The organism is Hymenobacter sp. DG25B (assembly GCF_000801315.1).
Classification (GTDB): domain Bacteria; phylum Bacteroidota; class Bacteroidia; order Cytophagales; family Hymenobacteraceae; genus Hymenobacter.
This window is the reverse complement of the sequence record NZ_CP010054.1, coordinates 1,102,238-1,121,939: the sequence shown is the minus strand read 5'-3', so window position 1 is coordinate 1,121,939 and position 19,702 is coordinate 1,102,238. Positions and strand designations below refer to the sequence as shown.

At 58.6% G+C, this 19,702-nt stretch carries 21 protein-coding genes; 13 read left to right on the top strand and 8 right to left on the bottom strand.

All coding sequences use genetic code 11. The features are described 5' to 3' along the window. The first annotated feature begins 135 nt into the window (after window positions 1-135). The 3 genes from PK28_RS04850 (at window position 136) to PK28_RS04840 (ending at window position 2,749) form a co-directional block, all read left to right on the top strand. On the top strand, window positions 136-1,290 hold the full coding sequence (locus tag PK28_RS04850) for an acyltransferase family protein (protein ID WP_044511981.1): 1,155 nt from the start codon (window positions 136-138) through the stop codon (window positions 1,288-1,290). An 86-nt stretch (window positions 1,291-1,376) separates the two neighbouring features. Continuing rightward, complete coding sequence (gene nfi, locus PK28_RS04845) at window positions 1,377-2,063, top strand: deoxyribonuclease V (protein ID WP_044511978.1); 687 nt, start codon at window positions 1,377-1,379, stop codon at window positions 2,061-2,063. Window positions 2,064-2,107: 44 nt separating this feature from the next. Then, window positions 2,108-2,749 carry a hypothetical protein gene (locus tag PK28_RS04840; RefSeq protein ID WP_156126242.1) on the top strand — a complete coding sequence of 214 codons (642 nt, stop codon included), beginning with the start codon at window positions 2,108-2,110 and terminating at the stop codon, window positions 2,747-2,749. Here PK28_RS04840 and PK28_RS04835 read toward each other — a convergent pair. Next, complete coding sequence (locus PK28_RS04835; RefSeq protein ID WP_065814129.1) at window positions 2,690-3,664, bottom strand: glutamate--tRNA ligase family protein; 975 nt, start codon at window positions 3,662-3,664, stop codon at window positions 2,690-2,692. The genes PK28_RS04840 and PK28_RS04835 overlap by 60 nt on opposite strands. 590 nt (window positions 3,665-4,254) lie before the next feature. Here PK28_RS04835 and PK28_RS04830 point away from each other — a divergent pair. From PK28_RS04830 to PK28_RS04810, 5 genes are all read left to right on the top strand, one after another. Beyond that, the gene (locus PK28_RS04830) at window positions 4,255-4,968 is read left to right on the top strand and encodes a pirin family protein (RefSeq protein WP_044511974.1); all 714 of its coding nucleotides are present in this window, start codon (window positions 4,255-4,257) and stop codon (window positions 4,966-4,968) included. A 90-nt stretch (window positions 4,969-5,058) separates the two neighbouring features. Further along, window positions 5,059-5,631, top strand: a complete 573-nt coding sequence (locus PK28_RS04825) for a nitroreductase family protein (RefSeq protein WP_044511971.1) — start codon at window positions 5,059-5,061, stop codon at window positions 5,629-5,631. 91 nt (window positions 5,632-5,722) lie between these two features. Then, window positions 5,723-6,433, top strand: coding sequence for a pirin family protein (locus PK28_RS04820; protein ID WP_044511969.1), 711 nt, complete (start codon window positions 5,723-5,725; stop codon window positions 6,431-6,433). Window positions 6,434-6,595: 162 nt separating this feature from the next. Next, on the top strand, window positions 6,596-6,883 hold the full coding sequence (locus PK28_RS04815) for a YMGG-like glycine zipper-containing protein (RefSeq protein WP_052430520.1): 288 nt from the start codon (window positions 6,596-6,598) through the stop codon (window positions 6,881-6,883). A 228-nt stretch (window positions 6,884-7,111) separates the two neighbouring features. Then, window positions 7,112-7,969 (top strand): hypothetical protein, encoded by an 858-nt coding sequence (locus tag PK28_RS04810; protein ID WP_044511967.1) that lies wholly within the window; start codon window positions 7,112-7,114, stop codon window positions 7,967-7,969. A gap of 27 nt (window positions 7,970-7,996) precedes the next feature. Here the strand turns inward: PK28_RS04810 and PK28_RS04805 are convergent, their stop codons facing one another. After that, on the bottom strand, window positions 7,997-8,521 hold the full coding sequence (locus PK28_RS04805; RefSeq protein ID WP_044511964.1) for a GreA/GreB family elongation factor: 525 nt from the start codon (window positions 8,519-8,521) through the stop codon (window positions 7,997-7,999). Window positions 8,522-8,650: 129 nt separating this feature from the next. Beyond that, window positions 8,651-8,788 (bottom strand): hypothetical protein, encoded by a 138-nt coding sequence (locus PK28_RS20325; protein WP_156126241.1) that lies wholly within the window; start codon window positions 8,786-8,788, stop codon window positions 8,651-8,653. 284 nt (window positions 8,789-9,072) lie between these two features. Between PK28_RS20325 and PK28_RS20080 the strand changes: the two genes are divergently transcribed. Further along, entirely contained in the window at window positions 9,073-9,852 is a 780-nt protein-coding gene (locus PK28_RS20080) for a ferritin-like domain-containing protein (RefSeq protein WP_048825598.1), read from the top strand. A gap of 95 nt (window positions 9,853-9,947) precedes the next feature. On the opposite strand, the gene treF is transcribed toward PK28_RS20080, so the two are convergent. The 3 genes from treF to PK28_RS04780 all read right to left on the bottom strand — a co-directional run bounded on the left by treF (window position 9,948) and on the right by PK28_RS04780 (window position 14,318). After that, a complete protein-coding gene (gene treF, locus PK28_RS04790; protein ID WP_052430519.1) occupies window positions 9,948-11,558 on the bottom strand; it encodes an alpha,alpha-trehalase TreF in 1,611 nt (536 codons plus the stop codon). A gap of 20 nt (window positions 11,559-11,578) precedes the next feature. Next, window positions 11,579-13,468 carry a glycoside hydrolase family 13 protein gene (locus PK28_RS04785; RefSeq protein ID WP_044511959.1) on the bottom strand — a complete coding sequence of 630 codons (1,890 nt, stop codon included), beginning with the start codon at window positions 13,466-13,468 and terminating at the stop codon, window positions 11,579-11,581. Window positions 13,469-13,589: 121 nt separating this feature from the next. Continuing rightward, window positions 13,590-14,318, bottom strand: a complete 729-nt coding sequence (locus PK28_RS04780) for a DUF72 domain-containing protein (RefSeq protein WP_044511957.1) — start codon at window positions 14,316-14,318, stop codon at window positions 13,590-13,592. A 159-nt stretch (window positions 14,319-14,477) separates the two neighbouring features. Between PK28_RS04780 and PK28_RS04775 the strand changes: the two genes are divergently transcribed. Then, entirely contained in the window at window positions 14,478-14,780 is a 303-nt protein-coding gene (locus tag PK28_RS04775; RefSeq protein ID WP_231576219.1) for an NUDIX hydrolase, read from the top strand. Window positions 14,781-14,966: 186 nt separating this feature from the next. Further along, the gene (locus PK28_RS04770) at window positions 14,967-15,533 is read left to right on the top strand and encodes a hypothetical protein (protein WP_044511954.1); all 567 of its coding nucleotides are present in this window, start codon (window positions 14,967-14,969) and stop codon (window positions 15,531-15,533) included. Window positions 15,534-15,574: 41 nt separating this feature from the next. Here the strand turns inward: PK28_RS04770 and PK28_RS04765 are convergent, their stop codons facing one another. Further along, the gene (locus PK28_RS04765; protein WP_044511952.1) at window positions 15,575-16,393 is read right to left on the bottom strand and encodes an ion transporter; all 819 of its coding nucleotides are present in this window, start codon (window positions 16,391-16,393) and stop codon (window positions 15,575-15,577) included. Window positions 16,394-16,662: 269 nt separating this feature from the next. Here PK28_RS04765 and PK28_RS04760 point away from each other — a divergent pair, with 269 nt between their 5' ends. Both PK28_RS04760 and PK28_RS04755 read left to right on the top strand, forming a co-directional pair. Continuing rightward, the gene (locus PK28_RS04760) at window positions 16,663-17,457 is read left to right on the top strand and encodes an SDR family NAD(P)-dependent oxidoreductase (protein WP_044511950.1); all 795 of its coding nucleotides are present in this window, start codon (window positions 16,663-16,665) and stop codon (window positions 17,455-17,457) included. Between the two features lie 169 nt (window positions 17,458-17,626). Next, window positions 17,627-18,589: a 1-phosphofructokinase family hexose kinase gene (locus tag PK28_RS04755; protein WP_044511948.1), complete on the top strand. Its 963-nt coding sequence runs from the start codon at window positions 17,627-17,629 to the stop codon at window positions 18,587-18,589. A gap of 27 nt (window positions 18,590-18,616) precedes the next feature. Here the strand turns inward: PK28_RS04755 and PK28_RS04750 are convergent, their stop codons facing one another. After that, a complete protein-coding gene (locus PK28_RS04750; protein WP_044511946.1) occupies window positions 18,617-19,531 on the bottom strand; it encodes a pirin family protein in 915 nt (304 codons plus the stop codon). Window positions 19,532-19,702: the final 171 nt, after the last annotated feature.

Here is a 19,702-nt window from a genome sequence, read left to right as displayed (position 1 = left end):
GCTTTCGATAGACAGGGAGCATCTAGTTTATATTAGTTATATTAAAATTAATTACGGAATTATTCAATATTATTGATACTTTCCGTAAAGACTTCTCCCCTCCTGATAGGCTAGCAATTATTGGTACATACACTTATGGAGACTAAAAAATATGCGTATATCGATGCGCTACGTGGGGTAGCCGTGCTGGCGGTGCTGGCGGTACATTGTGCTGAATTCGGCACTTCTCTGCCAGCCCATAGCTCGCTGGCAGGGGCAGCCGCTTTAGGCGCACGTGGGGTACAATTATTCTATATAATGAGCGCCCTCACGCTCTTTTTATCTATGAGCGGCCGCAGTAAGGCCGAGCGGTTTGCTACCCTTAACTTTTTTCTAAGACGTTTTTTTCGCATTGCGCCGCTGTTTTACTGCGCTATCCTCTATTATCTGTGGCAGGATGGCTGGGGGCCCCGCTATTGGCTGGGCGATGCCCCGGGTATTACCCTGGCAGGCATTATAGCCACCATTACCTTCACCAACGGTATAAATCCTTATTGGATTAACAGTATTGTGCCCGGGGGCTGGTCTATTGCAGTAGAAATGCTGTTTTACCTGTTGGTGCCCGTACTATTTCGGGTGGTTACTACTGGGAAAAGAGCCTTATGGCTGCTGGGGGTTACGCTGGCGGGTGCCGTGGCCTTCAATGTAGTGCTGGCAAACAGGCCCCTGATTACGAATGCCGAATTATGGTCAAACTTCCTGTTTATGGCCTTCCCTACGCAGCTACCGATATTTGCTATGGGCATTGTGCTGTTTTTTCTGCTGCGCCCACCTGTAGCAGGCAGCGCGCTGGCCTTTCGGCCAGCGGCGCTGCTCATTGGTACCGCCCTGCTGCTCGCCAGCCTGCTACTGGGTAATCTGGTTCCCTCCTACCTGATTTTTGGGGTAGCGTTTGTGATGCTGGCTTATGCACTGGCGCACATGCCCACCCGCTGGCTGGTAAACGGCGCCACCGAATACATTGGCCGCATCAGCTACAGCCTGTATCTCACACACTTTGCCGTGCTGCATGCCATGCAGTATTGGGGCATTATGGATCTGACAGCGGTAGCAGGCGAGCGAGGGGCAATACTTAACTACGCACTTCGCTACCTGCTGCTGCTGCTGTTGGCAACAGTAGTAGCTACTCTCACTTATTACCTGATTGAAAAGCCTGGCATGCAGGCCGGCAAATGGCTTATCGGACGCCTGGAACAGGCAGGCAAACGCCAGCAGATTCTCCAGACGGCCAGCCTACCTACTACTGCTTAGCGGGTATGCTTTCAGCCCAAACGGGCCGGTGGTTGCGCAACCACCGGCCCGTTCGTCGTATAACAGGGCAACTACTCTCTATCCTTATGGCCTATTACCGTCCCGCCCATCCGCCCGTCGACCCTCTCCTTGTCCGGGACCTGACCCAGCTGCAGGAAACTATGCGCGCCCAGGTGCGCCTGGAGCCGCTGGCCCGGGAGCCGCAGTTCATTGCCGGCTGCGACTCTTCCTTTCCCACGACGAGCACCATTCTCTCGGTGTTTGTGCTCCTGCAATACCCGTCGCTGGAAGTGGTGGAAAAGGTCTGGAATACGGAGGTGGTGGAAATGCCTTACGTGCCCGGTTTCCTTTCCTTTCGCGAAGCGCCCAACCTGCTGAAAGCCTACGCCAAGCTGCACCAGAAGCCCGATGTAATTATGGTAGATGGCCATGGCATTGCGCACCCGCGCCGCATGGGTATTGCCGCCCATCTGGGCGTGTTGCTCAATAAACCCACCTTCGGGGTGGCTAAACAAAAGCTCACCGGCACCTACACCGAGCCCGATATTACAAAGGGCAGTATTTCTCCGCTCACCGATAAAAGCGGGGAGCTACTGGGCGAAGTCATCCGTAGCAAGGACAAGGTAAATCCGCTGTTTGTGAGCCCCGGCCACCGCTGCGACCAGGCCACGGCCACGCGCCTCACGCTGGCCTGCCTGCGCGGCTACAAGCTCCCGGAGCCTACCCGCCTGGCCGACTACTGGGCCGAGGAATTTAAAAAGGAACTACGCTAACAGGGTTTGCTATGGGCCGCTTTTCTTGCATTTGTCTGCCACTTTTGAGTATAGCGCTTGGGTTGGCCAGTTGCCAATCTAACCCAAACGAAAGCGCCAACACGCCGCCAGCCGCCACTGCTCAAGCACCCAAAGCAGAAATCACCCCGTCAACGGCCCCCTCCCCTGATACCACGCTGCTGGCCGCCTGGCAGCAGTTTGACCACGCCATTCGGGCGCACGATACGCTGGCCCTGCAGCGCCTCCTGGACCCTGCCGTGGGGCTTTGGGTGCTGGAGCAGCCGGGCGCCATGCCCCGCGTAACGCACGTAGCCCACGTGCGCAACTTCCGCCGCGACTACCAAAGCTTACCGATTTTCTCCCTGGCTGATCAGCTCATGTCTTGCACGGCGCCCGTTGCGGTAAAGCAGCTGCCCAAATTCGACTGTGGCCAGCAGACCGATTCTACTTCGGGTTTCACGCGGGAGGGGTGCTTTGTGAGTGCGGCCACCGATTTTCACCGCCTGGATGTATGGCCGTATGCTACCGTGGTGGGCGGTACGGCCGCCGCGGGAAAGGCGGCGCAGGCCCGCGCCACGCGCACTATCCTGCAAACCCGCTTCAGCTTCAAATTCCACTTTGCCAGGTCAGCCGATGGCACCTGGCGGCTGGTATTCCTGGATTTGCGCATTCCCTGCAGCGCCTGACAGCGGCAGCAGGCCCGACGCCTCAAACGCCTCCCGCAACGCTTCTAACGACTGGCCTGCCGCTTCCGGCAGCCCCAGCAGCCGCGCTACGGCCGCATACACCGGCCGCGGACTAGTGGCCTCCCCCATAATACCCCGGTCCAGCGCCTGCTGCTGCGACTTAGACAGTTTCTGCCCATCGGCGGCCGGCAGCAGCGGATGATGGACAAACTGCGTGGTCAGAAAAACACGCGTAGCGGGCACCTGCGTCGCCAACCACAGCTGAGCAGCCGTACTGGGCAGTAAATCCAGGCCGCGCACAATGAGGGTGGTACCCAGTCGTACATCATCTGCCAGCGAGGCCACCTGGTAAGCGGCGGCACCGTCTTTTTTGCGCACTACAAAATCACCCAAGTCCTGGGCCAGCGGAACTGACAGCGGGCCTTGCCAAAGGTCTGGAAAAGTGATGCGCAGTTGGGCGGGAATGTGGGCGCGCCAGGCAGTTTCCGGGGTATCAAAAGGCACTTGCTGCGGGCGGCAGGTGCCGGCGTACAGGCCGTTGGCGGAAGTACGCAGAATATCGGTACGGGAACAGCGGCAGGCATACAGCAGCCCAGGCACGGCGCGCAGCTGGTTGAGCAGCTCCTGGTATTCAGCTAACCGGTGCTGCTGGGAGTAATGCCGCTCAAAGTCCTCGGGGCCGCTGGGGCCGTGGTCGTAATCAATGCCCAGCCAGGCAATGGTGCGGAAGATATTTTCCAGGTAGGCCGGGCGCAGGCGGGCGCGGTCCAGGTCGTCGATGCGCAGGTGCAGCGTGCCGTGGGCGCGGCGCACCAACAGCCACGTCAGCACAAAGTTGACGGCATTGCCCAGGTGCAGGTAGCCGCTGGGCGTGGGCGCCAGGCGCGATACAACGGGAGAAGTACTCTGGCTCATTCAGAAGCGAAAATTACGCTTCTTGGGGCATTTTCAGGTTACTGGACGCTGAGGTTTAGAAAAGATAAAAGAGCCGTCATGGTGAGCTTCTAAAGAACAAGTCATGTCGAGCATTCTGCACATCAAGCAGAGGATCGAAGCATCTCGCCTGCTGATTTTGTTGGAAAACGAACGTATTCCCAATAGCCCGTCCTGTCGAGCGCAGTCGAGCCATCTCGCGTGCTGATGCTGTTGGAAAATGTCCGTCATGCTGAGCGAAGCCGAAGCATCTCTACCGCTTCATAGGACCTCACCCCCAACCCCTCTCCATGAGGAGAGGGGCTTCAGTTACCGTGGCAACGACCCCACGCGATATGGCTCGATCCTCTGCTTGATGTGCAGAATGCTCGACATGACGTTCTTTTTTAATTGTTCGTTTCGCAACAATGTCAGCCCGCGAGTTGGTTAGCTACGCTGACCTTCGTTTCGGCTACGCTGCGCTCAGCAGGACATTCGCCCAGTCAGTGGAAACATTTTTACCCCAATTGATGTATGTACATATATCAGTCGGATATAGCATATCTTTGAGCTGATTTTTAACCTGCATCATCATGAAAACGGTGTTCCACGCGGCTTCCAGCCGCGGCCACGCCAGCCACGGCTGGCTTAACTCTTACCATACCTTCAGCTTCGGTGGCTACCAGAACCCGGACCGGGTGCATTTTGGGGCCCTGCGCGTACTGAACGATGATACCGTGGCGGCTGGCATGGGCTTTGGCCGCCACCCCCACGATAACATGGAAATCATCAGCATTCCTCTTTCCGGCGACCTGGAGCACCAGGATAGCACCGGCCGGCAGGCCGTAATCCGGAACGGGGATGTGCAGGTGATGAGCGCCGGTACGGGCATTGCGCACAGCGAGAAAAACCACAGCACCAGCCAGGAGGTAAAGTTTCTGCAGATCTGGGTATTTCCCAATAAGCGCAACGTAACGCCGCGCTACGATCAGCAGACCTTCCGCCCCGAAGACCGCCGCAACCAGTTTCAGCAGGTGGTTTCGCCCTCGGCAGACGATGCCGGCGTATGGATTCACCAGGATGCCTGGTTTCAGCTGGGTGATTTTGATGCCGGCCAGGCTACGGAATACACTATAAAGCGCCCCGAAAATGGCGTGTATGTTTTTGTGCTGGAAGGCAGCGCTACCGTGAACGGCCAGCCCCTGCACCGCCGCGACGGACTGGGCATATGGGAAACCGACAAGCTGCAGATTACGGCCGACAGCAACACCCAACTGTTGTTGATGGACGTACCCATGGCTTTCTAACAGCACCTTCCGGCTTTACTTTCTTCCTGGCGGGCTGCCGCCGCATTTTTCCGTTTTGGGCCGCTGCCTGAGACATTTTTCCCTCTCGATATGAAACTTGCCACCACCACGTATCCGGTTCATGAGCTGATTCGCAAGCGCTGGAGCCCCCGCTCCTTTGCCAGCTACCCCGTGGCTCCGGAAACTATGGGCCAGCTGTTTGAAGCCGCCTCCTGGGCCGCCAGCGCCATGAACGCGCAGCCCTGGCGCTACATCTACGCCCACCACGCCGACCAGGCAACCTTCCAGAAAATGGTAGACTGCCTGCTGCCCGGCAACCAGCCCTGGGCCAAAAACGCCCCGGTCCTGATTCTGGCTCTGGCCGAGACGCAGTATGAAAACGGCAGCCCCAACACCGTGGCCCTGCACGATTTGGGCGCCGCCAATGCCAACCTGCTGCTGGAAGCCACTGCCCTGGGCCTGCACGGCCATATGATGGGTGGTTTCGATGCCGCCAAAACCAGGGAGACTTTCAACCTGCCTGCTACGCTGCAGCCGGTGGTGTTTATTGCGCTGGGCTACCTGGGCGAGGCCGAACTGCTGGACGAACCCTTCCTGAGCCGCGAAAAGGCCGGCCGTCAGCGCAAGGCCGTCAATGAAATTGCCTTCCACGAGCATTTATAAGGTTCTTCCCTCTCAGCCCAGCTGAAGAAAAAGCGTCCTGTGCCGACTTCGTTTGCCAGGGCGCTCTGCTTTACTTCTACCACTGCCTACTATGAACTACCACATCATTCGCGCCGCTGACCGGGGCCTGAAGGACATTGGCTGGTTGCAGAGCAACTTCTCGCTCTCCTTCAGCAACTACTACAACCCCGAACGCAGCGGCTTTGGCCTGCTGCGGGTGTTTAATGATGACTTTGTGCAGCGCGGGGGTGGCTTTGGCCTGCACGCGCACAGTAACATGGAAATTATATCGGTGCTGCTGAGCGGGCGCATGAACCACAAGGACTCCCTGGGGTATACGGAGGTGATTGAGCCGGGCGGCGTGCAGATTATGAGTGCCGGCAGTGGCCTGCGCCACGAGGAGCATAACGTGGGCGACGAGGAGGTGAACTTCCTGCAGATATGGATTGAGCCCAAGCTGCAGAACATCACACCCCGCTACCAGCGCCGGCAGTTTCCGGAGGAAAAGCGCCGCAACCAGCTGGTAACTATTGTCAGCCAGGAGGAAGGCACCGCGCATTGCTGGATTAACCAGAACGCGCGGCTTTCCTTGGGCTATTTTGAGGCCGGCCACACTATAGAGTACCCCCTAAAGCCGCTGAATAAAGCCGTTTTTGTGTTTGTGATGGATGGCCGCCTGACGGTGAACGGACAATCCATTGAAAAGCGGGATAGTATCGGGCTGTGGGATACGGATCTGGTGTCCATAGCCTGCCCTACTGAAAGCCGGTTTATTGTCATTGAAGCGCCCATTAACCATTAATCCCGGCCGCAATACCTTGCCCGTAAAAGCCTCCCCTTTAGGAGGCTTTTTGGTTTTTCGTGGCATTACCAAACACCTCATACACAACCTCCCCCTGCGTATTTACGTTTTAGCAAACACAGGATCAGTCGTTTATACTATTTCCCTAACCGCGACTCCGCCATGAAATCCTTCAAATTCATTTTCACCCTGTTGCTGGCTTTTTTCCTGCTGGGCAGCACAGTAACAAGTGCCGTGGCTCAAACCAAGCCCAAAAAGCACTGGAGTAAAAAAGCTAAAGGGGCCGTTATTGGCGCCGGCGCCGGCGCCGTGACGGGCGCTGTGGTGGGTGGTAAAAAAGGTGCGGTAGTAGGTACCGTTGCCGGAGCCGCCGCCGGGGGCCTTATCGGCAAGAAAAAGGACCGGAAGAAAGACCCGGTGCGCTACAAGCACTACACCCGCAAAGACTAAGTATTGTACCATTTACCCGAACACTCCAGATGCTCCCGCTGGGGTGTTCGTTGTTTTTACCAGTACCGGATATGGGTACAGGAGGTGGCTGCCCGAGGCCCGCTTCCGGCAAAAATTGGCCTTCCGCTGTATAGAAGAAAAACTATTTCTTACCTTCTGGCACCTATTTGCTGCTTTCCACCCACCTGCTGCAAGTTCCAGATTGCCCCCACCCCTTGGTTACACCTAATGAAGCCTACTTCATTTTTAGAATCTGAACAAAAGCATCTGGCGCTGGCGCAATACTACCGCTGGTACCAGTTATATGAGCGGCCGCTCACGGAGGAGCGCCGACGCCATATTCTGACCCTACTAGCGCCTGATGTAGAGGTACAATCCGAGAACGGCTCTTTTAAAGGACACACCGCTTTTCAGGAACGGCTGGCGTTGTATGATGGCTGGAAAACGGCGCACCACGTACAGTTTGCCGCTGTTAAGCCCGTTAACGGCGGTACGCTGGAGCTGGTAGGCCATGTGCTGTTCCAGAGCATTCGGCCCGATGGCAGTCAGCACAGCTATAATGTGCAGTACGATGCCCACTTGGCCCTGGTGCCGGATGAATTGCCGGTATTTACTGACTTAAAGCTTACCCCCACCGGCAATGTAGGGCCACAAGAGTTTGAGGATGCTTATCCCTATAATCGGGTAGCTTCCCTTATGCACTACTGGCTGTATTGCATGGAAACACACAAGGGAGACGCCTCTAAGCTGCGGGAGCTGTTTGCGCCCCAGTTTGAGCTGTACGCGGTTACTGCCGGCCACCTTTCCAGCTGGGAGCAGGTGGAGGCATGGATTGGCTCCCTGCCTCTGCGGTTTCAGTATAGCACCCAACACCCCCGCCACCTGACGGTGCAGCCCAATGCCGATGGCACGTTCTCGGCCTCATTTATGCTGGACTGGCATGGCATCTCCGTTGAGGGGGAACCGATAATGGCCGAGATGCACCACGAGTGGCTGCTGGAAGATAACCCGGACAACCGCTTTGCTATGCTCAAAGATGTACGCATCCTCACCACGGAGCCTTTTCAGGTAAGCTATGCGCTTTAAAGCGAATGGTTAGCCTCCGGAACTGGCTTATGCCACATCATAGCTGATAGCAGCTACCTCCACTACTTCTTCCCTGGGCCCCAGGCGTAATGTTACGGCCTGCCCAAGCCGGGTGCCTACTATGGCCCGGGCAATGGGCGCTACAAAAGCTACTTTGCCTTCCGCAATGGAGGCTTCGTCTACGCCCACAATGGTAAAACGGCGCTCGGTACCGGGCTTGCCGCCACTGCGGGTGCGCAGCGTTACGGTAGCGCCAAAGCGTACTTCTTTGGCGGGCTGGGTGCGGGGGTCTACCACTTTGGCGCTGGCCATACGCTCCTGCAGGGCGCCTAAACGGCCATTGAGGACGGTGAGAAGGCGGGTGCGGTCGGCCTCATTTTCGCGGTTGGCTTCGGCCTGGGTGCGCTCCGTCTCCAGGGTTTGCAGCTCCTGGCGAAGCTGCTCCAAACCCTGCGGCGTTACGTAATTGGGCGTGCCGGCGGGCAGCGCCGGCCGGGGCGGAATAATGGGCGCCTCCAGCGAATCATCTTCTTTGGTAAATGCACGGCTCATGCTGCGTGCTAACGCAGGCCCCGGGCCCGGGTTACCACCCACCAGCCGGCACCAGGCCATATAAAGCCCTGGTACAGCGCTACAGCTACACCCAATCCTAGCTTAAATACCGGAAAAGCCACTACTCCCCTATTGGCCCGAAATAACTCCCATAAAGTGGAGCACCCAGCCAAGCAGGTAAACGCCGGGAATCAGCAGCATGTACACCCACCATGGAATGTGGCTGATCCGCTCCCGCAGGCCAATTCTTCTTCTTGTAATAGCCATAGCAATGCCCAACGTTACTGTGTTGTTAATTCAAGATAAACAAGTTATAGCACATTCTATCTATTCATATTTCTATTTTCTCATGCCGCTTTTAAGCGTGGTATCAGTCACTCCCGGAGCCGGAGAAATGCGGGCCGGTTGGCAGTTTATCAAGTGGATATGGCAGGGGCCGCGGTTGGCCTGAAAGCCGTTTGCCAATAATTCTATTCAACCAGATGATAAAAAACCCGTAAGCCCTAGCACATTTTTGTTACTGTTTTTTACCCATTTATCACATTCTAGTCATGAATCAACCACAGCAACCTAACCAGCCAGGCTCCGCCGGCTCTGCTTCTTCTTCAAATACCGGCAGCCGTACCTCTACCAGTGGCAGCAACGGTGCCAATGATAACACGCTGCTTAACCAGGCCAGCCAGTGGCTGGGCCAGGGCAATGTATCGGATTTAATCGGGCGCCTGCCGGAGTCGGTGCAGGGCCTGGGCAACAAGGCCGTGGGCCGCTTCAACCAGCTTACTACCACCCAAAAACTGGTAGGCGGCGCGCTGCTGGCGCTGGGCGTGGGCTACTTGGCCCGCAGCAGCTCTAAAACGGGTAACGGTGCCCAGGGCGACTACCATGGCCACGCCTCTACGGACACTTCTGACACGCTGCACGAGCTGCTGCTGTTTGTAAACGACCGGATAGAAGGCTACCAGCGGGCTGCCTCGGAAAGCAAAGACACGCAGCGCACCGGCTACTACAAGCAGCTGGTAAGCCAGAGCCAGCGGTTTGCCAACGAGCTGAACGACTACCTGCGCCGCCAGGGCGACGACCGGGAAACCGGTACTACCATAAAAGGCAAGCTTTATCGGGGCTGGATGGACACCAAAGCGGCCCTCACCGGCTTCGACGAGGAGTCTATTCTGGGCTCCAACATCTATGGCGAAGAGTGGGCTATTAAAGCCTACAAAGATGCCCTGAACAGCGGCTCCCTTTCCGGCAGCGTGCGTCAGGCAGTAGAGCGTCAGTATGCTCAGTCGCAGAAAACGTATCAGGAGCTGAAGCGCATGGAAGGCAAAAAGTAAACAGCTTTTCCACGCAGCCAAAAACCCACGGGGTGCCGCACTGACTTGTGCGGCACCCCGTGGGTTTTTACTTTCTGATATAGCCGTGGGGGATGTTATTTCCCGGTTTCAGGGCCTTCCAGCTTATAGCGGTTCATGAGTTTCAGCAGCACGCCGTTGGTCCAGCCAAAGCCGTCCTGCAGGGGGTATTCGCCGCCACCGGCTTTGAGCTGGGTATCCAGCACGTTGTATTTCTCCATCAGCTTGCCGGTTTGCTGAAATACGCTCACGTTTAAATGCACCCAGCGGGTGGCTATGGTGCGGGCCAGCGCTGAGTGGTGGTAGCGCTCCAGGCCATCAATGGCCAGCCACTGCAGCGGGGCCCAGGCGTTGGGCGCATCCCACTGCTGGCCGCTTTGGTTGAGCGTGGTCACCAGGCCGCCATCTTTCAGAAACTGCTCCTTTAGCATGGCAGCTACTTTTTTTGCCTGGCTGGAGGAGGCCAGACCAAATGCCAGCGGATAAACACCCGCCAGCGTGGGCACTGTAGCGCGCTGCTTCAGGCGAAGATTATAGTCCTGAAACCAACCCGCTTTTTTATCCCAGCAATAAGCCAGCAGTGCCTTTTTGCGGTGCCGGGCTTTGGTGGTAAAAGCCCGGGCCTGCGCGGCATTTTTCTGCAGCTCATAAGTGCGGGCCAGCGTGGTTTCCAGGTAATACAGCAGGCAATTTAAATCTACGGGCACCATGTCCAGGGTCTGGATGGAGCCCAGCTGCCCATCGGGGCCAAACCAGCGGGTGCTGAAGTCCCAGCCGGAAGCGGCCGCCGCCCGTACATTCTGGTAGAATATGGCCGGGGGTTGAGGACTGAGCTTGGCCGCAGCCACGTCCTCGGCGTAGGATTCTTCCCGGGGCTGCTGGCTGCTGTCCCAGTAGCGGTTGAGCACCTCGCCGCCAGGCATTTTCACCGCCATGCGGTGGGTGCTGCCGGGCTGCTGCAGGGAGTCGGCGCCACCCATCCAGAAAGCATATTCCCGCAGCAGCTGGGGTTGATAGCGCACCAGCATGGCCGGGCTCTCTTCCTCGGCCAGCAGGTTCACCATCAAGGCAAAAAACGGGGGCTGCGAGCGGGTGAGGTAGTAGGTGCGGTTGCCGTTGGGAATGAAGCCGTAGTGGTCAATCAGGTAAGCAAAGTTGTCCACCATATCCCGGATAACCGGCGTGCGGTGGCTTTGCTGCAGACCCAGCATGGTGAAATACGAATCCCAGTAATACACCTCCCGGAAGCGCCCGCCCGGCACAATGTAAGGGCGCGGCAAAGGCAGCAAAGAGGAGCCGCTGCTAGCCGCCGCATCCGGCTGCCGCTGCAGCACCGTCCAGAGCGTATCGATGTGGTGGCGGATGCCGGCTGCTATCTGGCTCTGGTAGTGCCCGCCCGCCTCGGCCGGGGCTATGAAATGGGCCGCTACAAACGCCTTTAGATTAAAGCCGGGCTGGTCTTTCTGCTGCTGATAGGCGCGCAGTACGGCTTCCGGCTGCTCCCGGGCCACGGCATCTACAAAGGTTTTATTGTCGGGAAACACATGGCCCAGCTGCACGGCTTCAAACAGCCCGGGGTATAGCTGCCGGGGCGAAGCCGGCTGGGCCAGCCCGCTTAGGCTGAGCAGCAGGCAGCCCAGCAGCAGCAGCCGGTTAATGGAATACGGAAGGCAGCGGTTTCTGCGCATGCGTTAGCCTTTGAGGATACCTACTTCAGCAGCTCCAGCACCAGCGCGGTTTTGGCGGGCAGCTGCAGGGTAGAAATATTATTAATGGTTTCGTTGGTCAGCACGTTGCGGGCTTTGGTGAAGCCTTTGGTGCGCTCGGTAAAGCGGGCAGTGGGCAGCGCTGCCAGTTTATCCGTGGTGTTGGAGGCCACCATAACGGTGCCGGTAGCATCGTAGCGGAAGTAAACGTACACACCGTTTTCGGGCAGGTACTGCATCAGCTTGCCCGAGCTAAGCGCGGGGTGGGTTTTGCGGTAGGTGGCCAGGGTACGCACAAAATTGAAGGCTTCGTTTTCCTTGGCTGTGCGGCCGGCGGCTGTGAATTTATCTTCCTTATCACCAGGCCAGCCGCCGGGGAAATCCTTACGCACCTCGGCATCGGTGGGGTCCTTGAAGTTCTTCATCAGAATCTCGGTGCCGTAGTACATAGAGGGAATACCGCGGGTAGTGAGCAGCCACGTGAGGCCCATCTTATATCTATCGAAATCCTCCCCTATTTCGGAGAGGTAGCGGTTGTGGTCGTGGTTATCCAGGAACGTGACCAGCTTGGTAGGGTCCTGATATACGGCATCCTGGGCCAGGGCCTGGTACACGCGCTGGGCGCCATTGTCCCAGCCGGTGGCTGCCGGCGTGCCTACTTCCTTCAACCCACCCACCATGGCACCTTCCAGCACAAAATCAAGCCCGCCGGGCTGGTTGGATTTGAAGGGGAAGTTGATGTTGTTCTTCACGTAGTACGCCTGATCCACCACGTTATTCACCGACGACTCGCCGAAGATGTGGATGCGCGGATATTCCGTGAGCAGGGCCGCGTTGCAGCGGTTCATAAAGGGCTGGTCGTTGTACATGTAGGTATCAATGCGCCAGGCATCCACCCCAAAGTTCTCCACCGACCACACCGCGTGCTGAATCAGGTAGTTGGCCACGTAGGGATTCTCCTGGTTCAGATCGGGCAGGAAGGGAACAAACCAGCCGTTCAGGGTTACTTTTTTATCAACCTGGGCGGCGTGCGGGTCGGTAATGGGCTGCTGGCGGTAGGAGGTGTTGGTGTAGGTGGGCCACTGGTGCAGCCAGCTTTTCATGGGCAGGTCCTGCAGAATCCAGTGGGTGTTGCCCACGTGGTTGTACACGGCATCCTGCACCACTTTCAGGCCGGCGGCGTGGGCCTTTTGCACGAAGGCTTTATAGGCCTCATTGCCGCCCAGGCGCCGGTCTATGTTGTATTGGTCGGTGAAGCCGTAGCCGTGGTAGGAGGCGCGCATGGTGCCGCCCTCATTGGTGAGGGGCTGGTTGTTCTCGATAACGGGCGTGAACCAGATGGCCGTTACGCCCAGGTCTTTCAGGTAGGGAATGCGCTGGGCGGCACCCTGCAGGTCGCCGCCGTGGCGGAAGAAGGGGTTGTTGCGGTCGAGGTTGGGGTCGCGCAGGTCCGAGAATTTATCATTGCTGGGGTCGCCGTTGGCAAACCGGTCGGGCATGGCCAGGTAGATAAAATCGGCCTGGGTAACGCCTTGGCCTTTGGGGGCGTTGTCCCGCGCTTTCAACTCCCAGTTCTTGGTGACTGTCTGGCTGCCTTTTTTGCCCACAATCCGCACAGTACCGGGCTTAGCGGAGGCGGCAATGGTCAGGTCCAGAAAGGCGTAGTTGGGGTTTTCCACGGTGTTGGTTTTCAGCAGCTTCACGCCCGGGTACGCAATAGTATAGGTGAGCGTGCCGGCTCCGGGGCCGTACACCAACAGCTGCAGATTGGGCCGCTTCATGCCTACCCACCAGTTAGTGGGGTTTATCTTTTGAATAGCCGGGGCCTGAGCCAGAGCCAGCTCCGGAATTAGCAGGAGCATCAGCAACAGGTGTAGAAGAGCTTTTCTCATGTAGTGTAAGGGAGAAAATGAAGTATAAAACCGAGCAACCGTAGCAGGTGGAAAAGTAGCGCTTATTGCCACCCGTTTTCCGTCCCGCCGGGAAATCGAAAACCAAGATACCGTACCGGCGCTAACCCAGCAGCAGCTGCATCTGGCGGGCATTGGCCACGGCCGCGCCACCCATGCCGTTGTTGAAATATAGATACACCTGCTTTAGCTGTTTGGCGGCTTGCACTTCCCGGGCAATACGCTGCAGAAAAGCCTCGTCATAGGGCGTTTTATACAGCTCGGGCACGCCGTGGAAGCGGTAGTACAGCACGTCGGTATTGGCTACTACATCATCGGGCAGGGGCATGGGGTGGCTCTGGCCCACAAAGGCAATGCGGTGGCGGGCCAGCTCGCGGTACACCTCCCCTTCCCACCAGCTCAGGTGGCGGAACTCTACTACGTTGGTAAAGGCAGGGTCCAGGCAATGCAGCAGGCGCGCCATCAGCTCCTCGGTATACGCCGCTTTGGGTGGCAGCTGGAACAGCACGGGGCCCAGCTTATCGCGCAGGCCTTCCTGAATGGTGCCGTAGAAATCCTGCAGCACCGGCTCGGCCTCGGCGTTAAACTTTTTGTAGTGCGTAACCAGGCGCGGGGCTTTCACCGAGAACTGAAACCCCTTCGGGCTTTGCGCATAGAGCTTTTCCAGGAAGCCCAGCTCCGGCATTTTATAAAACGTCACATTCAGCTCTACGGTATTAAACTGGGTGCAGTAGTATTCAAACCACTTGCGCGGGGGCACTTCCGGTGGGTAGAAAACGCCTTTCCAGTCGCGGTAAGAAAACCCGGAGCAGCCAATGTGGTACGTGGGCATGAGAGGGGATAATTGGTAGGAGCATCCTTCTACGCGGTTTTGGGCCGGAGTTGTGGCCTTCTCTACGGATAAAGACGGCAGCAAACCGCAGGCTTTTTCTCTTGGCTGATGCGTATAAGCGCAATGGCGCGCCCGCTGCCGCTATTTAAACACCCCTGCATGACGCTGATTGACAAAATTGCCTGGCTGCATTTGCACGAAGGCCGGCTGCTGAGCACCCGCAGCCGCGGCAAAGACCGCTACTATATTCCCGGCGGCAAGCGCGAAGCCGGCGAAACCGACGAGCAAACCCTGCTGCGCGAAATCCGGGAGGAGCTTACCGTGCACCTGTACCCGCCCAGTATTCGCTACCAAGGCACTTTTGAAGCGCCCGCCCACGGCCACCCCAGCGGCATTCGGGTACAGATGACCTGCTACAGCGCCGACTACAGCGGCGAGCTGCAGCCCGCCGCCGAGATTTAAGAAGTGGTGTGGCTCACCTATCAGCACCGGCCGCTGGTATCGGCCGTAGATCAGCTGATTTTTGACTGGCTGCGGGAGCGGCAGGAGCTGGTCGATTAACGCCGTCTGTATGGAAGAAACCCCGGAGCGCGCAAGGCAGTATTAGGCATACCCCCTATTCTCCTCCTCCTTACGCCTCCCAACGCCATGAACAACGTCCATACCTTTTCCGCCGAAACCGAAGAAACCCTGTGGCAACAGGTGGCCGCTGATATCCGGCAGGAAGAAGGCTTGCTGGCATACAATGCGGAGCTGATTCAGAACGGCTATCATATGCAGCTGGACGTGGATATTGACCTGGGCGGCGGCTTTGAGGGGGGCTATGAAAGTACCACCCTTACGGCCCAGGTGCCCAACCATACGCCTCTGCGCTTTGCCCTGCACGAGCAGGACTGGGTGCATGAGATAGGCAAACTTCTGGGCCTGACGGATGTAGAACTGGGTGACCCGGAGCTGGATGCGGCTTTCATCATCACCACCAACGACGCTGACGCTCTGCGCCGCCTGCTGCTTACGGACCCCGCCGTGCGCCAGACGCTGCTGCGCTACCAGGAATTGCGCCTCACGCTGGCTCCTGCCTCCCACGACGCTGACGCCGAAGCGAACCTGACGTTTTTCAAAGAAACCGCCCTGGTAGAGCCCGAGCAGCTGCGCGAAGTATACCACCTGCTGTATACCCTGCTGCGGCAGCTTTCGCCTTCCGCTACACTCTAACCCCCTTTCCCGCTATCTGCAGCCCGGCTCGGCGCCTTCTATTATGGGTTTAGGCCCTGCTGCTGTCGGGCGCGAAGCTCGTGCCGGAGCTGCCGAAGTTCTTCGTGCAGGGCAGCCACCTGGGCCGCACCCGCCACTTCACTTTCCTCACTCTCAGCTTCCTGCCCCATAAAAAAGGTAGCCAGTGTGGCCGTAAAGTAGCCGAAAACGGCAAACCCATAAAGCGCCAGCAGCAGGCACAGGGTTTGGCCCTCGGCGGTGCGGGGCCAATAGTCGCTGCCCATGCTGGTGAGCAGCATGGCCGTCCACCAGAGCGCCTGCGGGTAGCTTTGCAGGCCGCCCGGCTCCCGGTTTTCAAACGCAAACATACCGGCCGCGCCTACCAGCAGCACTACGCCCGTGAGGCCCAGCACATAGCCCAGGCCCCGCCGCCCAAAGCTGGCCGCCAGCGACTTCATGCCCCGGTTCAGGGAGCCGACCACCTTCACCAGCCGCAGTCCGCGGGCGGCCCGCGCCAGGCGCAGAATGCGGGCCAGCCGCAGCACCCGCACAGCGGGCACCAGCAGAGAAATCATGGTTATGATGTTGGCTTTCAGGAAGGGAAGCTTGGCGGGCGCCAGCAGCAGCTTCACCAGAAAATCCAGGATAAAGATTATCCAGATACCTGTGCTCAGCAGCTCCAGCTCTGCCGATAAGCCCCAGACCAGCTCCACGCCCAGCAGCACCAGCCAGCCAAACCCCAGCACCACCATGGGTGTCTCCAGCCAATCCGTAAGCTGCTGGAGCAACTCGTAGCGGTCCTGCCGCAGCTGTTTGTTTTCGTGAAAGGAAGCGCGCTTTTGCTGGAAATTAGAAGCCATGGCAGGAGGGTAATCAGGTAGAAAAAAGCACTAACTGCCCCTTTACCTACGCCCCAGGCGCCGTCGGGTTAAGGCTGCGCCCTGTTTTGGCGCTGTCAGCAGCGTGTGGGGTTGTATCCGGTAAATCAGTTTCGCATGGCAGCTGTCTCTGCGACTATACTGTTGAGCTGCTGCACTTTGCTCTCGACCCCATGCCACCTTCCCGGAATTAATTTGTCTATATATCAGTAACTTAATAGAGGAAAGTATTCACCTTAACCTTTACCGCCATGAACGACCAAACCGCCTTAATAACCGGTGCCTCCAGTGGCATTGGTTTTGAGCTGGCCCGCTGCTTTGCGCGCGACGATTACCGCGTTGTGCTGGTGGCCCGTCACCTCGATGAGCTCCAGGAAGCAGCCCGCCTGCTGCACCAGGAATTTGGGGGCGTAGATATTGTGCTGCTGCCCTACGACCTGAGCCTACCCGAAAGCTCAGAGCAGATTTATACCGAAACCACCCGGCGCGGCCTGCGCATTGACGCCCTGGTGAATGATGCCGGATTTGGCGAAACCGGCTATTTCACGGTTACCGACCTGCAGACCGAGCTCAACATTATTCAGGTAAACGCGGCCTCCCTGGTGCACCTCACCAAGCTTTACCTGCGCGAGATGGTGGCCCGCAACGAAGGCCGCATTCTGCAGGTGGGCTCGGTGGCATCCTTCTCCCCCAGCCCCTGCCAGGCCGTGTATGCCGCCACCAAAGCCTTTGTACTAAGCTTCTCGGAAGCCGTGCAGCATGAGCTGAAGCAGCAGAAATCGGCCGTAACGATGACCATTCTCTGCCCACCCCCTACGGATACCAACTTCTTCCGCACGGCCCACGCCGAGCATACCCGCGCCGCCCACCACACCGCCGACGCCCGCCGGGTGGCCGAGGATGGCTACGATGCCCTGATGGAGGGTGAGTCCCGCTCGCTGCCCACGCTCGGGGCCAAAGTCAATTTCTTCTCCAGCCTGGTTCTGCCAGATTCTATGCTGGCCACTATCATGAACAGCCAGCTGCACGAAGAGCATCATCGGTAAACCTGCTTTTACCGTGCGCCTACGCCCTCCGGATAGCCCTATCTGGAGGGCGCAAGCGGTTTTTTGGTAAGAGTTTCAGATCGAAATTCTACCGCGGTCCAACACTTGCGCACCGGGACAGTACACGCTATAAACCTGGCGCCCTGGCGCTATTGCCCTGCCCGCACTTATGGCCCGTATCGTTACGCTCACGCTAAACCCCGCCGTGGATAAAAGCACCACGGCCGACCAGATTATTCCCGACCAGAAGCTACAATGCGCCCCGCCCCGGTTTGAGCCGGGTGGAGGAGGCATCAACGTATCCCGGGCCCTAAAGCGTCTGGCAACCGATTCGTTGGCTATTTTCCCGGCCGGCGGGCCTACGGGCACGCTCCTGCAGGAGCTGCTTACCCAAGAGCAGATCCTGCAACAGCCGGTAAGCATTGCGGGCCGCACCCGCGAAAATTTTATTGTGGTAGATGCCTCCAATGGCCAGCAGTACCGATTTGGGATGCCCGGCACCCCGCTGCTGCCCCAGGAACAGCAACAGGTGCTGAATACCCTGCAGCAGCTGCCCGAGCCGCCCGAGTTTCTCGTCATCAGCGGGAGCCTGCCGCCGGGCGTAGAGCCGGAGCTGCTGGCCCAGGTAGTGCGAGCGGCCAGGCAGCGCGGCAGCAAGGTGCTATTGGATACCTCCGGCCCGGCCCTGCACGCGGCGCTGGCCGAAGGCGTATACCTGGCCAAACCCAACCTGGGCGAGCTGAGCAAGCTGGCGGGCGTGCCCGAGCTGGACAGCCATACCGCGGCCGAAGCCGCCCAAACCCTGGTGCGAGACGGCCGCTGCCAGATAGTCGTCATCTCCCTCGGCCCCCAGGGCGCCTGCCTCGTGACCCGGGATACGGTGGATTATGTGCCGGCCCCCGCCGTGAAGAAGCGCAGCACCGTAGGGGCCGGCGACAGTATGGTAGCAGGGCTGGTATATGGGCTGGCTACCGGCCTCTCCCTGCAGGAAACCGTGCGCCTGGGCGTGGCCTGTGGAACTGCCGCCACCATGAACCCCGGCACCGAGCTATTCCACAAACCGGATGTAGACCGGCTGTATCAATGGCTGCTGCACACCCTGCCCGCCGCTCCGGGTACGGGCGCAGCGTAAGCAGTACCAGCAGACTTAACTTCTCCCTTATGACAGGGGTTGAGGCGGTGGCGAGCCGGCCGGGCGGGATTTATCCTCCGGCAGCGGCACAAACTCCTCATTATCATTGGGCGGCAGGGCTATGCGGCCGGCTTTCCAGTCGGCTTTGGCCTGCTCTATCCGTTCCCGGCTTGAGGAAACGAAATTCCACCAGATAAACCGCTCCCCCAGCGGCTCACCGCCCAGCAGCATGAGCGTGCTGGCCTCGTGGGCCACCAGCACCGGGTCTATGCCACGGGTAAATACCAGCAGCTGGCCGGCGGTGTAGCGCTGGCCGTTCACTTCCACGCTGCCTTTGGCCACGTAGGCGCCCCGCTCGGGGTAGCCGCGCGGCAGGCCGAAGCGGGCACCGGGTTGCAGCACCACATGCAGATAAAATAGCGGAGAGTGGGTTTTTACGTCGTTGTGCAGGCCGAAAGCATCACCGGCAATCAGGCGCATCCACACGCCAGGCTCGGTGAAGACGGGCAGTTCGTGCGGCTGGTAGTTGGTGAAGGCGGGGGCCGATTCTTCGGCGGCTTCGGGCAGGGCCACCCAGGTCTGCACCATTTCCAGGGCGCCACCGGCCAGCGCGGCGGGGTCCTCAAACCGCTCAGAGTGGGCAATACCGTGGCCGGCCGTCATCCAGTTTACTTCGCCGGGCCGGATGATTTGCTCCACGCCCAGACTGTCGCGGTGCGTGACCTGGCCGCCAAACAGGTAGCTCACGGTGCTGAGGCCGATGTGCGGGTGGGGCAGCACATCCAGGTTGTGCATGGTCTGCGGCGCTACGTGCACGGGCCCGGCGTGGTCCATAAAAATAAACGGGCCCAACATGCGCCGCAGCCGGTAGGGCAGAATCCGGCGCACGTTAAAACCGGCGCTGATGGCTGCCGGACGGGCATCAATAACAAGGTCGAGCATGGGAGTAAGACGATGAGCCGGAAACGCCAGTTGCGCCTCCTTGGTGACAACCCGGCCGCCGTCGAAAAGTATGCTTTCCGCCGCCTGCCTGTTGGGCAAGGTAATGCGCTGCGGTAGAGCAGCACAAAACCGGTACGCTTTTCTGGCAGCAGCACCCGGCCGTTGGGAGAA